This is a genomic window from Acinetobacter sp. ACZLY 512 (assembly GCF_023614015.1).
Taxonomy (GTDB): Bacteria; Pseudomonadota; Gammaproteobacteria; order Pseudomonadales; family Moraxellaceae; genus Acinetobacter; species Acinetobacter soli.
This window is the reverse complement of sequence record NZ_JAKIVI010000008.1, coordinates 78768-95631: the sequence shown is the minus strand read 5'-3', so window position 1 is coordinate 95631 and position 16864 is coordinate 78768. Positions and strand designations below refer to the sequence as shown.

The window sequence follows — 16864 nt, the reverse complement described above, 5'->3', positions numbered from 1 at the left end:
ATGTGTTAGGCTTCTTTTTTTAAAAATGCCATAAAGTGTTCAATATAGTCATTTGCCATATCAGGGTCAATTTGCGTGCCCAGCTTTTCTAGACGCTTGTAGCCCAGATGCGTGGTCATATGAATCACACCGTTTAAGGTTTTATCGACCACCAGATTAAACTTAAGGAGCTGCTTCGGTGTCCGAATGAGCTGTGTAACGCCCTGATCGACAATTTGTGTGAGCGCCTGAAAAGCTTTGGGTACATATACGGCTTGCCCTGCGCGGACTTTATCGACCGCAGAGAAGGTATCCTGCACCAAGACCGAATCGAGGCTGTAGCGCATATAGGTGGTCTGCGCTTCTGTTCGAAAGGTACTTGCCAGATAATTGACCAGTGGCAGCAGACGTTCATTGCTAAAAAATGAAACTGACCACGGCAAATATTTTTTCATGGTGGCCATGACCTGCTGAATGACTTTTTCAGACTCGTCGATTTGTTTGATGAAGGACTGATCGGGCTTGTGCTTTTGCTGTGCCAGCATATCGCCAAAGACTTGCTGAATGATTTGACAGGAAATGTCGGAAAGTACGATTCCCAATTGCTTGGACTGCGGCTGTGTAGTGCCCTGATTGAGCTGGGCATGAATCTGATCAAAATGATGATGCGTGGCCTCATCGATTTTAAGAAATACAGCATATCCCATGAAGCATCCCTCGCATTTTATTGTGTGATATCCATGTAAAGACATGAATGTCTGCGTTTGGGTTTAATCTAGCGTGTTTTACCGAGCAGGTAAATTTTTTGTCGATGAGTTAAGCATTAATTCCGATGTATTTTTTGCTACAATAGTCGCAATTTTTTATTCATTTTTGATTTTTACTATGACTGACGCCAACGCTCAATCTGCCCAAAACATCGCAACCACCTATGATCCCACTGATATTGAAAGAAAATGGTATCAAATCTGGGAAGAGAAAGGCTACTTTAAGCCATCCGGTCAAGGTGACTCGTTTTGTATTATGATTCCGCCGCCAAACGTCACCGGTAGCTTGCACATGGGGCACGGCTTTAACAATGCCATTATGGATGCCCTCACCCGCTACAACCGCATGATGGGTAAAAATACCTTATGGCAGCCGGGAACCGACCACGCGGGTATTGCCACGCAAATGGTCGTAGAGCGTCAGTTGGCTGCACAAAATGTTAGCCGTCACGATTTGGGCCGTGAGCAATTTATTGACAAAGTCTGGGAATGGAAAGAGCAATCTGGCGGCACCATCACCAAACAGATTCGTCGTTTGGGTTCTTCGGTCGACTGGTCGCGTGAACGCTTTACCATGGACGATGGTTTGTCTAATGCAGTAAAAGAAGTGTTTGTTCAACTGCATGAGCAAGGTTTGATTTACCGCGGTAAACGCTTGGTAAACTGGGACCCGAAACTACAAACGGCGCTGTCTGATCTTGAAGTTGAGTCGGTTGAAGAAAAAGGCTCGTTGTGGCATTTCAAATATTTCTTTGAAGACAAGTCACTCAAAACCCAAGATGGCCATGATTTCCTTGTGGTGGCCACGACGCGTCCTGAAACGCTATTAGGCGATACTGCGGTTGCGGTACATCCGGAAGACGAACGCTATGCGCACTTAATTGGCAAAAATATTGTGTTGCCAATTACGGGCCGTTTGGTTCCGATTGTTGCCGATGAATACGTCGAAAAAGATTTCGGAACAGGCTGTGTCAAAATCACCCCTGCACACGACTTTAACGATTACGACTTGGGTAAACGCCACGATTTGCCAATTATCAATATCTTCAATAAAAATGCCGAAGTTCTGGCTGAGTTTGAATATATTGCAAAAGCTGGCGAACAAATTTCTGACGCAATTGCAGCGCCAGCAGATTATGTTGGCTTGGAGCGTTTTGCTGCACGTAAGAAACTGGTTGCACAAGCCGAAGCAGAAGGCTGGTTAGACCAGATTCAGCCGTATGACCTCAAAGCGCCACGCGGTGACCGTTCAGGCGTGATTGTAGAGCCGCTTTTAACCGACCAGTGGTATGTAAAAATTGCCCCATTAGCACAGCCTGCAATTGAAGCAGTTCAAGACGGACGCATCAAGTTTGTACCAGAGCAATACACCAACATGTATATGGCATGGATGAACAACATTCAAGACTGGTGTATTTCACGTCAGTTGTGGTGGGGTCACCGTATTCCGGCATGGTACGACGCTGAAGGCAATGTATATGTTGGCCGTAACGAAGAAGAAGTTCGTGCGAAAAACAACCTTGCTGCCGATCTTACGCTTCAACAAGACGAAGACGTGTTAGACACATGGTTCTCTTCGGGCCTCTGGACATTCTCGACCTTGGGCTGGACAGGCGATGCCAAGAAAGATGCGGAAAACTATTTCCTCAATACCTTCCACCCGACCGATGTGTTGGTGACTGGTTTTGACATTATCTTCTTCTGGGTGGCGCGTATGATCATGATGACCATGCACTTCATGAAGAATGAGGATGGTACGCCACAAGTGCCGTTTAAGACCGTCTATGTACATGGTTTGGTACGTGATGGCGAAGGCCAGAAGATGTCGAAATCGAAAGGTAACGTACTTGATCCGCTCGATTTGATTGACGGGATTGATCTTGAAAGCTTGGTACAAAAACGTACTTTTGGTTTGATGAACCCGAAACAAGCCGAAAAAATTGAAAAAGCCACACGTAAAGAATTCCCAGAAGGAATTAACTCGTATGGTACAGATGCCGTGCGTTTCACGTTCTGTGCCCTTGCCAACACTGGCCGTGACATTAAGTTTGATTTGAAGCGTGTAGAAGGCTACCGTAATTTCTGTAACAAAATCTGGAACGCGACCCGCTTCGTACTCATGAACGTAGAAGGTCAAACCGTTGCTCAGGAAGCTCGCCCAGAGCTATGGGAATTGCCAGAGCAATGGATCATGAGCCGCCTACAAAAAGCGGAGCAAGCGGTACATCAGGCATTTGCAACGTATCGTCTGGATCTTGCTGCGCAAACCATTTATGACTTCATTTGGAACGAATACTGCGACTGGTATGTCGAGCTGACCAAGCCAGTTTTGAACGATGCAGAAGTTTCGGAAGAACGTAAAGCAGAAGTTCGCCGCGTATTGCTTGCAGTGATGGAAGCCTCACTTCGTTTGGCGCACCCACTGATGCCGTATCTGACCGAAGAAATCTGGCAGACGCTTGCACCAATGATTGGTAAAGGTGGCGACACCATCATGACGGCGAAATACCCAGTGCCGGAAGCTGCAAAAATGAATGAACAAGCCGAAGCCGATATGCAATGGCTTCAAGGCTTGATTGGTGCTGTACGTAATATCCGTGGTGAAATGGGCTTGGGTAATGCCCGCTTGTTGCCAGTGTTGCTTCAAAACATCTCTGACAGCGAACGCACACAGATCGAACGTATTCAGCCGCTCTTTAAAGCTTTGGCCAAAGTAGAAAGCATTACGTTCTTGGCACAAGGTGAAGAGCCGCCATTGTCGTCTTCTAGTGTTGTGGGCCATGCGTCTGTATTTGTTCCAATGAAAGGCTTGATCGACCCGAAAGCAGAATTGGGCCGCTTACAGAAAGATTTGGATAAAGTACAAAAGCAGCACGACCAGATTGCCAACAAACTTGCTAATGAAGGTTTTGTTGCCAAAGCTCCAGCTGCAGTTGTTGAGGGTGAAAAAGTGAAATTGGCTGAGTTTGCTGATCAGCTTGTTAAAATTAAGCAAAGCATGGAACAGATTGCTGCGCTTTAATTTGTTGCATATTTAATCTAATTTATTGTATAAAGGGCTGATTATTCAGCCCTTTATATTTAATAATCTAATCAATCAACAATCAGTAATGTGGCACCATTTAGGCTAAATGATTGATGTGGTTCTGCATGATCGCCGACTTGATAGCTCATTCCTTTGCTTAGAGTAAAAGTTCTGCCATCTTTTAATCTACTTTCAAGCGAACCCTCAAGACAAAATAAAATATGACCTTTTTCACACCAATGATCAGCTAAGTAATTAGCTGAATACTCTACTATTCTGACTCTAATTTTATTATTCTCTTCACCAAAATACTGTGTTTTCCAGTACGCTTTTCCCGTCTCACCGCTATATTCTATTGTTTCTATTTTTTCCCAATCAGTCACTTGAAAAGGAAAAGGGAAAATATTCATATGTCATTCCACAATATTGATTGATCTAAAAATATATACTTAATTTATTTTTTAAAAATAACTTTTTATCTTAGTAGTCAAATTTAGTTTCACTCACTCCACATTTTGAGTTTTTCTATAAAATAGAAGTCTTTCTGCTAAACGATTAAACATAATATGACGGCCTTATACAAATTCTATAAAATATTTATCTCAGCCATTATATAACTGCCAAATTTCATAGATTTTTATAAAAGATAACCATCATTTCAATATAGATTTTCTAACAACATCTTCACCCCACTCACCTTTTTCATATACTTTAAACAGTCTTTTTCCCATTTCACATGCTGCTTTAACTCAGTAGCATCTGCATCAATGGCTTTATACACATCACTGATATGTACCTGATTGGTTTTGAGTTTTTTAACCAGTTGAAACGAGTTTAGAATGTCATCAATCTGGCTTTCAAGCTGCTGACTTTGCGCATCTAAAGCCAATTTATAAAATTTCACTAGCTCGGGGCTAAGCTCTTTTGAGGTAGCTCCTTTATTTTGCTCAAGCTGTAGCTGCATTTTGAGTAAATAAAATAAATCCTGCTGTTCATAGGCTTGGCTGGCTTGTTGAAACAGCTCAGTTTTTTCTACTTTTTTAGTTTCATTCTGCTCACGATCTGGGTGAATTATGGCGGCTATTTTTAAATACACCGTTTTGAGTGATTGCGCCGCCATCTGCTCGGCCTGTTCGCGTTTTTGTTGCTGCCGTAACTGCTTGGCCTGTTCACGTGCCTGTTGTTGATCGGCTGCATAGCGCTCAAAATCGTCTTCGGCTATACCTTCTGGGTCGAAATCATGCGCTGTATTTTGTATAGGTTCGACATACGCTGACACTTCTTTTGGAGCTTTGCGCTGATTGTGCTCGGCGTGCTGGCGATAAAAGGTATCTATTTGAATTACCTGTTTAAGCTGTTCGGCATTGAGCATCTGAGAATGCTTTAAGCGCTTTGCAAGCTGGGCAATTTTCTCGTCAAGCTTGGCGATCTCTGTTTTAGAAAATTCATGTTGATGCAATACGTTCCAAAGCTGGGTGAGCTGCTGAAACCAGAGTTCGTGCAATTCGTGATACAAAGGCAACAGCTTTTGCCGGGTGTAGTGCTGGATCTCGGTTTGCGCATTTTGCCATGCCGCCAGTATCGTTTTTTGTTGTTCAATTTTCTCAATCAGCACATTCAGTTTTTTCTGCGGCCCAGATACGTCTCCCTTTTTCTTGATCGTAACCTTAAGATCAAAAGACATAGTCATCTACCGCCTAAAAATGAAAAAGTGTAGCAACAATATTCACAGGAAGATATCTCACCATAAATACTCGGCTTCTCTGCCGATAACATCAACTTTAAGATTTTCAATTTAAGCGTTACCATAAAGCACCCAGCATGGGCTATTTTTAATACAAGAAGATCAACATGAAAAAGCAATATGGCATATTGTGGTTGGTGGGTGTATTCAGTGCCTGTAGCCCGCAAGCCCCTTCGACAACGCAAAATACTGCACCACAACACGCAGCAGTAAAGCAAGAAACAAATACCGATCAACCCGCCGCTCACATGAAGGCGCAAGTTGCTTCAAAGCCAACGTATTTGGTAGATAACCCTACGCCTTTACCAGAAGGTTATGTGGTCGATCGCACCTATTTAAAACAACCGCTTATCATCGATGCGAATGGTGATGGCCACCCTGATGCGTTTCGGGTACTTAAGAATCCGAATGCCAAAGGCTTACAATATTTGTTTGAGTTTCGCCTTGGTAACAGCAAGGACGTGTATTACTACCAAAATGACAGTCACGATTATGATTTAAATGTATTCACCACGTTTGAGCCAACTGAACGAGGAGAAAATTTTGTAGATATGTCGAAACTGGATGGTGCCGATATTGTACCTTTTGAAGAAGCGCCCAAAGAGGCTCGTCTGATTTTAAAAAATGAAGGTGTTGAAGCCAGTACGGCAGATGCGACCTGTGCCGCATCTCTGTTTTATTTAAAAGAGAAAACCATTCAACGGGTGTATTTATGCTAGCAGACAATACGCCATACAGCATTGAAAGACGTTAACTTATTGGCCCACCCACCAAATCACCAGCGGTAAGGTCACGGCCGCACACAGGGTTTGTAAGCTAATCACCGCTGCCATAAGCTGACTATCACCACGCAGCACTTTGGTTAAAATGTAAGCCGCAGATGCCGTAGGCAATGCAAAAAAGACCACCATGATCTGGGTTTCAAGCGCCGATAAACCCATCCACATACACACCCCATAAGCCAGCGCAGGCATAACAAGCAAACGCGCAGCGGTATCGAGTAGCAAGGCGGGCATATCTTTTTTCATTTCCATAAACTGTAACGCTGCGCCTACACAAAGTAACCCCAAAGGTAAGCTAGACGATGAAAACAGCTTGAGTAAATTTAAAATACCGTCCCACAGCGGAATCTGGAGTGCATTAAATACACCACCAAATAGACAAGAGACAATGAGCGGATTTTTCAGTAATGCCAGTAATACAGGTTTAAGAGCCATATTTTCACTTGAGGTAAGTGACAGCACCGAAATTACATTCACCACCGGAATACTTACCGCCAGCAAAATAGCCAAGATCGCCATGCCCTCTTTGTGATAGAGCGCTGCCACCAAAGCCAAGCCAATATAGGTATTAAAACGCACAATACTTTGTACATGCACACCAAAGCGTGCCGGTCGGATATTTTTGAAATACTTGATGCCATACAGCACAGCGGTGGCCACAGCAATAACTGCAAACATCGCGAAAATCACGTACTTTAGATTCTGAAAATCAATTTTGGCCGTAACAAGGGTATGAAACAGTAGCGCTGGAAAGAGCACGTAATAATTGAGTTTCTCTGCGCCTGCCCAAAATTCTGCACTAAAAAATTGATAGGTTTTAAACAGATACCCTGTCGCAATGAGCGCAATTAGGGGGAAAAGTGCAAGAAAGATATGAGCCATGTTCGATCAGTGTCTACTATCGTTATTTTTAAATCCTGATTCATTCTATGCGCAAAAATCGGATCAGGCTTAAAATTTGCGTTAAACTTAAGCAAATGAACAAAAATAAAGCAACCATGAATATCCGGTCACTTCTCACCTGCGTCTTTACTATAAGTTGTTTGTTCTCGACTACCAGTTTTGCCGAAACAGTAAACGCCCGATTAGCAGAAAAGCGTGCGATTTTTAAAGCTGCCGGTTTTCAGTTTCATCACAATAAGTGGCAATCCGAATGTGGTGAGCCAATGCTTGAGCTGTATCAAGATATCAACCATGACCGTTTACCCGAGGCCATTGTCAGTAGTGCAGATACTGGCTGTTATGGACTGACAGGTATGGGGTTTGTGCTATTAAGCAAAACGGCGCAAGATGTGTGGCGCGTGCGCTACGATGGTACAGGTGTGCCCGAATTATTAAAATCGACAGGAAAAAATCGTATGCCCGACGTTTCGGTAGGTGGGCCGGGGTTCTGCTTTCCTGTTTTGCGCTGGGATGGCAGCAATTATCGTTTTCATCGTTACGAATATGAAGGCAAAGCGTGTCAGATCAGCCCACCTTAGAGCACTCTTTTTGCTCAGTCTGCACCACGCTTATCGGAAGCTTTAAATTTTAATCCAATATTGGTGCGTTTTTTGCTTTGAATAGGCAAATTAACCCAACCGTGCGTTGTGGTTAATCACCCTTTAGATTTTCTTAACCATTTTGGTGCATAAATCATTTTTTATATGCAACCAAGCTGGATTTAAGCACTTTTTTTGAGCAAATTATGCAAAATGTCGATTTATTTTTCTTATTGCTCGGCGCAGTGCTGGTTCTGGCCATGCATGCTGGGTTTGCCTTTTTAGAGCTGGGCACCGTGCGGCATAAGAATCAGGTCAATGCGCTCAGTAAGATTCTGACCGATTTTTCTATTTCTGCAATTGCTTACTTTTTTGTAGGCTACTACATCTCCTATGGGCACAGCTTCTTTCAAACGGGTGCTGTGCTCGCCGCGGATCATGGTTATAACCTGATGCGCTGTTTCTTTTTACTGACCTTTGCCGCTGCCATTCCGGCCATTATTTCGGGTGGTATTGCCGAGCGTGCCAAAATGCGTCCACAGGCCATTGCCACGTTTGCACTGGTGGCGTTGGTGTATCCACTGTTTGAAGGTATGGCATGGAACGGTAACTTTGGTCTACAAAAATGGCTCGAAAGCCAATTTGGCGCCAGCTTTCACGATTTTGCCGGCTCAGTGGTGGTACATGCCATGGGCGGCTGGATTGCGCTAATCGCTGTGATTTTACTGGGCGCACGAAATGGTCGTTATAAAAAAGACGGACGTGTCAGTGCTCATCCGCCCTCGTCCATTCCCTTTTTAGCGCTAGGGTCTTGGATTTTAATTGTGGGCTGGTTTGGTTTTAATGTGATGAGTGCCCAGCGTGTCGATGCGATTTCAGGCTTGGTGGCCATCAATTCACTAATGGCGATGGTGGGCGGCACCTTAAGCGCCAACTTTATGGGTAAAAATGACCCCGGCTTTTTACACAACGGCCCACTGGCAGGCTTGGTCGCCATCTGTGCAGGGTCAGATATTGTGCATCCTGTAAGTGCATTGGTGATCGGTGTTGTGGCAGGTGTGATCTTTGTGAAGCTGTTTACCTATACACAAAACAAGCTCAAGGTTGATGATGTACTTGGTGTGTGGCCTTTACATGGCGTCTGTGGTGCCCTTGGAGGCCTTGCAGTAGGGATATTTGGACAAAAGGCGTTTGGAGGCTTGGGCGGTGTCTCGATGATGTCTCAACTGATTGGTACGGGTCTTGCAATTATAATTGCTGTGCTGGGTGGATTTGTGGTGTATGGCCTACTCAAGGCCGTGATGGGCATTCGTTTAAGCCAAGAAGATGAATTTCGTGGTGCAGACTTGTCTATTCATAAAATCTCTGCAAATTCTGAAGATGGAATGTTTTAATCCCGCACCCGTTTGTGCTTTTGCGACTCTCTGAGTCGCTTTTTTTTAGCTGCGATTTGATGTAGTCGCTTAAGTCATCGCTAAGTTTGGCACGTTTAAATCATGCCCAGAGATTTCTATATTTATTCAATTCCTTATGCAATTTTCTGTTTTTATGCGCGTACAGCTTGTACTGATCGCATGCAGTGCAGTTGTACTGATGATGCTCTTTCCGGTAGGCGGTGCGATTGATCTGCATTTGATTGCACCGTGGGTCGATGCAACAGGGCAATTTCATCATCGCGATAACTGGTATTTGGCCAAACTCAATCATGTGATTGTGAAAAACATCATCATCGGGGTTTATGCAGCATTTTTTGTGTTGTGGCTGGCATCATTTAAAATGACGCGTCTGGCCGCGCAGCGCTGGCAATATGGCTATATGTTTTGGGTGAGTATGCTGTGTACCAGTATCGTTGGCATTCTTAAGTCACAGTCGTCTCATGCTTGCCCTTGGAACATGACCCACCCAGCAGCACAGGGTTTTGTCTGGGATTTTAGCGCCACACATGGGCACTGTTTTCCGGGTGGACATGCCAGCACCGGATTCGCCTTGATGACTGGCTACTTTGTGTACCGCGCGACACATCATCGACGTGCACTGTTTTATTTGTTTGCAGGGCTAATTTTAGGCTTTGCAATGGGCTGGGCACAGATGATGCGCGGCGCACACTTTTTAAGTCATAATTTATGGACAGGATGGTGGGCGTGGTCAATTAACTGCCTAATCTACTTGTGGGCGGCACGTCATTTGGGTACTCGCCAGCAGCATTCTTAATGATGCGGCGGTTGTTTGGGAATACGCACCAACACACTTAAGCCGCCTAACTCTTCGCTTCTGAGCAGTTGAAGTTCTCCACCTAACCGACTGGTGGCCTTATCGACAATTGACAACCCCAGCCCACTCCCCACTTCAAGGTGATGATGCACACGATAAAAACGCTTCAGCACCTTGTCGTAATGCTCGGGGTCAATTCCGGGGCCGCTATCTTCAATCTGTGCACAGGCGTATTCGCCATCTTCATAGACAGAAATATTGATCACGCCTGCGGCTGGCGTATATTTGATGGCATTATCAATCAGGTTGAAAACAATGGAATGCACGGTCGGTTCAACACTAACCATTTTTACCGATTCATTACGTACAAAACCTAAATCGATATCTTTTTCTACCGCCAGATTCATGAGTTGCTCGACACAGTTGAGCGTCACATCATTAAGCTCAAAGCTGCTGTGTCGTTCAATAGCACTCAAGGAAACATCTTGTTTGGCCAGCGCCAGCAACTGCGTGACCAAATGCTGGATTCGCGCCAAGCCTTTGCCGAGGTTTTGCAGTGCGGCGTGGTCAGGAAACTGACTCAACAAAATTTTGGTTTGTAAATTCAGTGCCGTGATTGGCGTGCGCAGCTCGTGCGCAGCATCGGCCACGAACTGTTTTTGTTCTTGCTGAGATTCTGAAATTCGCTCAAACAGGCGGTTCATCTCTTCAATGGTCGGTAACAGTTCTTCAGGATACGTTTCATCGTGAATGGGCGACAGATCATTGGAATCGCGCTGCGTCAGCTCACGTTTAAAATCATCAAAAGGCTTGAGGTTACGCCGAATAATGCCCATCAGGCCAAGCAAGGCAAACGGTAAAATAAAGCCATAAGGTAAAAACATGCTGGCCGCAAGCTCAAGTGCCACCACTTTGCGTACTTTTTCGAGCTGACTGACCTGAATCTGGTAATTTTCTAAAGGCAAGACATAGGCGCGCAAGGTGCCCTGACGTGTCTCTTGCGAATAAAACCCGGCTTTCTTTACCGGAGGCATCAACAATTGATTTTCGTCTTGTAAATGGCGCTGATCGTCGTAGGCCCAGATATCGACCAGTAAATCTTCTTCGTGATATTCGTGATTGGCCTGAAAGTGGCTGTCGAGATTGTAGAGCGGCTGACGTGCCGTGCGATCGGCCAGATAGCGCATTTGCTCATCAAGAATCTGATTGGTTTCGTGCAAGGCAACTTTATAGGCTGTAAAAACCAGAATACAGCCCAGTAAAAGACTAAAAACAGAGGTGACCCAGATTAATCGACGTCTTAATGAATAATGCTTGGCCATCCTCAGCGTTTCCTTATGATTGTCCCATTCGATAGCCTAATCCACGGATGGTACGGATGAAGTTTTTACCCAGCTTAGAGCGTAAATGGTGAATATACACTTCAATGGTATTACTGGTGACTTCACTATCAAAGTCGTAGAGCTTATCTTCTAAATTGGCTTTGGAAAAAATCTTATTCGGATGTGACATCAGCGGAATCAAAATCGCCCACTCACGGTTTGAGAGTTCAATTTCTTTACCCTGAAACGTGGCCACATGTTTTTCAACATTGAGCACCACATCGCCATTCACCAACACCTGATCTTGCTGCAAAGCGGCGTTGTCTTTACTGTTGGTTCGGCGTAGTAATGCATTGATTCGTGCCAGCAATTCATCAAACTCGTACGGTTTGATCAGGTAGTCATCGGCCCCCTGATTCAAGCCTTCCACACGGTTTTCGAGCTGGTCACGTGCTGAAATAATCAGCACTGGCACCGCGGTTTTATGGCGGATCTGCTTGAGTACTTGCATGCCGTCCATCATGGGGAGGCCCAGATCGAGCAACACCAGATCAAACTTCTGCTTTGACAGATGCGCTAGGCCATCTAATCCATTATTCACCCACTCTACCTCGAATTGATGATATTTCAATAAGGTAATCGTGGATTCAGCGATCATGAAATCATCTTCAATAATCAAAATTTTGGTCATGGGTTAGACTCGCACAACTGTGGAATAACATGAATCTGATGCATCAGGAAAACGAGCAATAATCTGTTTTTACGCTGACTCGATGCAACAGAATAATTATCATTTTGGCTCAACATAACTGTTTTGCATATCAAATGAAATCGCGTGTTGACTATTGTTTTGGCAACACTTACTTTTCTACTGTAAAAATATAAGCTTAAAACACACTTAAATAAAAGCTTTGTCGTTTTTATACCATTTGATCAATTGCGTATTTGCTTCATTTTATCGCAACAATATCAAACCGATACAGGCATATTTATACATAATAACAATTAAAGCAATCTTTTTGAGCTTACTCGGTATCCTCAGTAGTAGAATTTTACATACAGCACCGAAAAATGACGCAGCAGTTTAGCCCAATCATGATCTAGAGCGATGCTTGAGACTGCCCTAATGTTTTAGACCAAAAGTAAATGGGGAACACAGATAAAATAGCCATGACCACGACCAAACTCAGCATCCAAGCATAGCCAATCTGGTCGGCAATAACACCGCTGATCAGGTAAAAACCACCGCTGACCGTGGCCATCAAAGCGACCTGAAAGGTAAAATCCGTGCCTGCAAGCGCACTTCGGCTATAGTGCATGACCAGTGTGAGCATTACCACCAGTAGCATCGCCGAGCATAGATCTTCAAGTGCATTGAGCGCATAAATGAGCGTAAAAGATACTGACATTCCGCTTTCGTATGCCCAGCCCAATCCTGCAAAGCCAATAAGAGTTAAAATTTTAACTATTAAAAAGAACAGCAGTACACCTGCACGGCTAAAACTTTGAAGTAGATATCCGGCAATGAATGCACCCAGTAATGCAGCCACAGCACCTAGCACGGTAATGTAAAGCCCAATTTGGGTAAAACTCAAACCTATATCGACCATCAACGGCTTGAGTAAAGGGCCGGCCAAGCCATCTGCCACCTTAAAGCTAAGTAAAACGGTAAGCCATGCTCGTGTTGTCTTAGACTGTAAAAAGTGCTGCAAATAATGGCGTATTGAGAATAATTTTGCCGCACTGCCCTGCACGCCCTGACGATCCTGTCGCGCGGGTTGTAGCACAATGGGCAAGGTGTTAAGTGCCACTAGAGTCGCCAAACACAAAAAGGTATTCTGCCAACCCAAAGCATCGACAGCCCACAGAAGTACGCCGCCACCCACAATAAATCCTAAACGTGAACCAATCACCTGAAAGGTATTGCCCCAGTGCTGTTGATCAGTTTTGAGTAAATTCACGGCCAATGCATCGGTGGCAATATCCTGAGTGGCCCCTGAAAAATTAATCCAGAGCATCAGCACAAAAAACATCAACAAAAATTGTGGCTGGTTCAATGCCTCAATCGGAAAATACGCCAGCACAACAAGCCCGCAAATGCTGCATACCTGCATGGGAATGATCCAGCTACGATAATGCCCAATGCGTGAACTGCCCAACCGATCGACCCAAGGTGCCCATAAAATTTTGATCGACCACGGCAGCATCAGCAGGCCAAAGCCGCCAATCTGTGCCAAAGACACGCCTTGTGCCCGTAAAATGACGGGTAAGGCATGGGTCATAAAGCCTACGGGTAACCCTTGTGCCCAATACAGGCTAAATAACAACAGATAAAGACGGCTTGCATGCATAGCGTATCGGGCTCGAATCAAAAAAATTGCAAAAATCAGTCTGTTTTAAAATGCATCTAACTATTTTGCCAATGTAGCGTACCTTTCAAAGGCTTAAGATGACAATAGGATGACCAACATGACCACAGATGGATATGACCCAGTTTTTTCCTGATCTTCCCGATCGTGTGCCGCAACGTGGCACTGCCTTAAGCCGCCGCATGTGCAGGCAGTTATTTCTGGCTCAAGGCTGGCGAATTGAGGGCGAGTTTCCTAATGTTCCTAAAGCCGTCGCGATTATTGCACCGCATACATCTAACCTAGATGCATGGTACGGCTTTTTGGCCATCGGTGGTCTGGGCATTAAAATCACGGTACTCGGCAAAGATTCGCTTTTCACTCCGGTCAGTACGCCCGTACTGAACTGGTTAGGGCTTATTCCGGTACAACGCAGCAAACGCACAGGTTTAACCGAGCAGGTGGTTCAGGCCATCGAACAGCATGAACGCGTCTGGATTGGCATGGCGCCCGAGGGTACGCGCAAACAGGCCAGCACCTTTAAAAGCGGGTTTTATCATATTGCGTTAAAAGCGCATATCCCTATTGTGATTTTCTCTTTCGATTTTGATCATAAAACCATTTATTGCTTAGGTGCTTTTTCCCCAACAGGTGATTATCAGCAAGACCTAACCGCCATCATGCAACGTTTTGAGGGCAAGGTATCAGCGAAGCGACCAGATCGCCTGTCGCGTCCTTTACAAAATCTTGTAAAAAATGACTAGAAATAAAGCAGTGAATCTGGTCTGATGTGCGCAATCTGATGGTCATCCAACACGTTTAATTGTTCATGAAAGTTGCACATTTCGCCTTGGTTACAGCACTGAGCTTTACGCTCTTTGGATGTGACAAAATTGCTAAAACACCTCCTCAAACCAGCTCGATTCAGCCTCGTGAACCCGTCATTGCGCTTGCACTGGGCGGTGGTGGAGCCAAAGGCTTTGCCCATATTGGTGTGATCAAAGTACTCGAATCGCATGGTATCAAACCGAAAATTGTCACGGGCACCAGTGCGGGCAGTTTTGTGGGGAGTATTTATGCCAGCGGAAAAACTGGCTACCAGATGCAATCGATTGCGCTCAAGTTACAAGAATCTGATATCCGTGACTTAACTCTAAATCGTCAGGGCTTTGTGCTGGGTCAGAAACTGCAAAATTATGTCAATACTCAGGTAGGCAACAAGCCAATTGAGCAATTTCCAATTCGCTTTGCCGCAGTTGCAACACGTTTAGACAACGGCAAAAAAGCCGATTTTATTAAAGGCAATGCGGGTCAGGCGGTTCGTGCCTCATGTAGTATTCCGAATGTTTTTGTTCCAACAACCATTGGCAAGGTACAGTATGTCGACGGCGGTTTGGTAAGCCCAATTCCGGTCAAAACAGCACGTGATATGGGCGCCGATATTGTGATTGCGGTCGATATTTCTGCACGTCCGGCAGGTACTCAGGCCAGCAGCATGTTGGGGTTGCTCGATCAAACTATCAACATCATGGGTCAGCAAAGCATTAATGAAGAGTTAAAGCAGGCCACTGTGGTGATTCAGCCTAAAGTCGGTCATCTTGGCGCACTGGATTTAAAAGCCAGTAATGATGCTATTTTGGAAGGTGAAAAAGCAGCACAACTTAAAATTCGTGCTATTCAAAGCGCGATTGATCAATTTAAAAAATCACCTGCTGCCCTTCAGCCACCACCTCAGGCCAAATTCTAAAGTCATTTTTTACTCAGCCCTGCCAAGTTCTGCTACAGTGAAGGTGCAATCGTGTATTTCGATTGCACCTTTTTTATAACAACATTTTGAGCATTGCTATGGAATTTGTATTAGAACCTTGGCACTGGTTTGTTCTGGGCATTGTGTTAATGCTTTCGGAACTTGTTTTTACCGCTTTTGCCGCTCTTTGGTTCGGTGTTGCCGCCATCATGGTGAGTGTTTTACTCTGGTTGTTTCCAATGATGGGCATTCCCACACAGCTGATCACTTGGGTAATTTTATCGATACTGTGTACCTTTTTATGGTTCAAATTTATCAAGCCATTGTCCATCGATAAAACCAAGGCAGGCTTATCCCGCGAAGCCACGATTGGTCAGGTGGGCATGGTGATTCGTGTGGGTATGTCGCATGAACAGGTACTGGTACGTTTTTCCTTGCCTGTGATGGGAACCGATGAATGGAACTGTCGCAGTTTGGCTCCAGTGAGCGTGGGCGATCGCGTGTGCGTGGTCGACATCATGGGCAATAATCTGGTTGTTCAACCCCATAACCCTAATAAACAATAAATGAGGACACACTTATGTCAGTGGGTTTAATTATTGGCTTAGCCTTTCTTGTCTTTGTTGGCGTGACGATTTTTAAGGGTGTACGCATTGTGCCGCAAGGCTATAAATGGATTGTACAGCGCTTAGGAAAATATCACTCCACTTTAAATCCAGGATTAAACTTCGTGATACCGTATGTCGATGAAATCGCATACAAAGTCACGACTAAAGATATTGTGCTTGATATTCCTTCGCAAGAAGTGATTACACGTGACAATGCCGTGCTACTTATGAATGCGGTCGCGTATATCAATTTGACCACACCGGAAAAAGCGGTGTATGGAATTGAAAACTATACTTGGGCTATTCAAAATCTGGTGCAAACGTCGTTACGTTCGATCGTGGGCGAGATGGATCTGGACGATGCCCTGTCATCTCGTGATCATATCAAGGCCAAATTGAAAGCCGCCATTTCCGATGATATTTCAGACTGGGGCATTACCTTAAAAACGGTCGAGATTCAGGATATCCAGCCATCGACCACCATGCAAGCCGCGATGGAAGCGCAGGCTGCTGCCGAGCGTCAGCGCCGTGCGACCGTGACCCGTGCCGATGGCGAAAAGCAAGCGGCGATTTTAGAAGCCGATGGTCGTCTTGAAGCATCGCGTCGAGATGCCGAAGCGCAAGTGGTTTTGGCTGAGGCCTCACAAAAAGCCATTGAAATGATCACCTCTGCGGTAGGCGAACAGGAAATTCCGGTTGCGTATTTGCTTGGTGAACAGTACATCAAGTCCATGCAAGAAATGGCAAAATCCAACAATGCCAAAACCGTGGTGATTCCTGCCGATGTACTTAGCACCATCCGTGGTGTAATGGGACGTCAGCCCAACTAGATCTCTTTGAATTAACATAA

At 44.9% G+C, this 16864-nt stretch carries 16 protein-coding genes; 9 read left to right on the top strand and 7 right to left on the bottom strand.

The window, feature by feature from the left end; all coding sequences use genetic code 11:
* Positions 1 to 5 precede the first annotated feature (5 nt).
* Positions 6 to 686, bottom strand: a complete 681-nt coding sequence (locus L2096_RS10320; protein WP_048765904.1) for a hypothetical protein — start codon at positions 684 to 686, stop codon at positions 6 to 8.
* A 178-nt stretch (positions 687 to 864) separates the two neighbouring features.
* Here L2096_RS10320 and L2096_RS10315 point away from each other — a divergent pair, with 178 nt between their 5' ends.
* On the top strand, positions 865 to 3768 hold the full coding sequence (locus L2096_RS10315; protein ID WP_250365371.1) for a valine--tRNA ligase: 2904 nt from the start codon (positions 865 to 867) through the stop codon (positions 3766 to 3768).
* 71 nt (positions 3769 to 3839) lie between these two features.
* Here the strand turns inward: L2096_RS10315 and L2096_RS10310 are convergent, their stop codons facing one another.
* Positions 3840 to 4181 (bottom strand): DHCW motif cupin fold protein, encoded by a 342-nt coding sequence (locus tag L2096_RS10310; protein ID WP_250365370.1) that lies wholly within the window; start codon positions 4179 to 4181, stop codon positions 3840 to 3842.
* A 248-nt stretch (positions 4182 to 4429) separates the two neighbouring features.
* Complete coding sequence (locus L2096_RS10305) at positions 4430 to 5455, bottom strand: molecular chaperone DnaJ (protein WP_250365369.1); 1026 nt, start codon at positions 5453 to 5455, stop codon at positions 4430 to 4432.
* 167 nt (positions 5456 to 5622) lie between these two features.
* Here L2096_RS10305 and L2096_RS10300 point away from each other — a divergent pair, with 167 nt between their 5' ends.
* Positions 5623 to 6234, top strand: a complete 612-nt coding sequence (locus L2096_RS10300; protein ID WP_250365368.1) for a hypothetical protein — start codon at positions 5623 to 5625, stop codon at positions 6232 to 6234.
* A 36-nt stretch (positions 6235 to 6270) separates the two neighbouring features.
* Here L2096_RS10300 and L2096_RS10295 read toward each other — a convergent pair whose 3' ends face one another.
* Complete coding sequence (locus L2096_RS10295; RefSeq protein WP_250365367.1) at positions 6271 to 7179, bottom strand: AEC family transporter; 909 nt, start codon at positions 7177 to 7179, stop codon at positions 6271 to 6273.
* 95 nt (positions 7180 to 7274) lie between these two features.
* Between L2096_RS10295 and L2096_RS10290 the strand changes: the two genes are divergently transcribed.
* The 3 genes from L2096_RS10290 (at position 7275) to L2096_RS10280 (ending at position 9989) form a co-directional block, all read left to right on the top strand.
* Positions 7275 to 7778: a hypothetical protein gene (locus tag L2096_RS10290; RefSeq protein WP_250365366.1), complete on the top strand. Its 504-nt coding sequence runs from the start codon at positions 7275 to 7277 to the stop codon at positions 7776 to 7778.
* Positions 7779 to 7984: 206 nt separating this feature from the next.
* Positions 7985 to 9172: an ammonium transporter gene (locus L2096_RS10285; protein WP_250365365.1), complete on the top strand. Its 1188-nt coding sequence runs from the start codon at positions 7985 to 7987 to the stop codon at positions 9170 to 9172.
* A 154-nt stretch (positions 9173 to 9326) separates the two neighbouring features.
* Entirely contained in the window at positions 9327 to 9989 is a 663-nt protein-coding gene (locus L2096_RS10280; RefSeq protein WP_371863634.1) for a phosphatase PAP2 family protein, read from the top strand.
* Here L2096_RS10280 and L2096_RS10275 read toward each other — a convergent pair.
* The 3 genes from L2096_RS10275 to L2096_RS10265 all read right to left on the bottom strand — a co-directional run bounded on the left by L2096_RS10275 (position 9986) and on the right by L2096_RS10265 (position 13662).
* Positions 9986 to 11311 carry a sensor histidine kinase gene (locus L2096_RS10275; protein ID WP_004941123.1) on the bottom strand — a complete coding sequence of 442 codons (1326 nt, stop codon included), beginning with the start codon at positions 11309 to 11311 and terminating at the stop codon, positions 9986 to 9988. The two genes, L2096_RS10280 and L2096_RS10275, sit on opposite strands and share 4 nt — an antisense overlap.
* Before the next feature lie 13 nt (positions 11312 to 11324).
* Entirely contained in the window at positions 11325 to 12002 is a 678-nt protein-coding gene (locus L2096_RS10270; protein WP_004941126.1) for a DNA-binding response regulator PmrA, read from the bottom strand.
* Positions 12003 to 12411: 409 nt separating this feature from the next.
* Entirely contained in the window at positions 12412 to 13662 is a 1251-nt protein-coding gene (locus L2096_RS10265; RefSeq protein WP_250365364.1) for an MFS transporter, read from the bottom strand.
* Positions 13663 to 13796: 134 nt separating this feature from the next.
* Between L2096_RS10265 and L2096_RS10260 the strand changes: the two genes are divergently transcribed.
* The 4 genes from L2096_RS10260 to L2096_RS10245 all read left to right on the top strand — a co-directional run bounded on the left by L2096_RS10260 (position 13797) and on the right by L2096_RS10245 (position 16844).
* Positions 13797 to 14423: a 1-acyl-sn-glycerol-3-phosphate acyltransferase gene (locus tag L2096_RS10260; protein WP_250365363.1), complete on the top strand. Its 627-nt coding sequence runs from the start codon at positions 13797 to 13799 to the stop codon at positions 14421 to 14423.
* Between the two features lie 65 nt (positions 14424 to 14488).
* Complete coding sequence (locus L2096_RS10255) at positions 14489 to 15406, top strand: patatin-like phospholipase family protein (protein ID WP_111812138.1); 918 nt, start codon at positions 14489 to 14491, stop codon at positions 15404 to 15406.
* Between the two features lie 98 nt (positions 15407 to 15504).
* Positions 15505 to 15972 (top strand): NfeD family protein, encoded by a 468-nt coding sequence (locus tag L2096_RS10250; protein WP_004941138.1) that lies wholly within the window; start codon positions 15505 to 15507, stop codon positions 15970 to 15972.
* Between the two features lie 14 nt (positions 15973 to 15986).
* Positions 15987 to 16844 carry an SPFH domain-containing protein gene (locus L2096_RS10245; RefSeq protein ID WP_004941142.1) on the top strand — a complete coding sequence of 286 codons (858 nt, stop codon included), beginning with the start codon at positions 15987 to 15989 and terminating at the stop codon, positions 16842 to 16844.
* Positions 16845 to 16864: the final 20 nt, after the last annotated feature.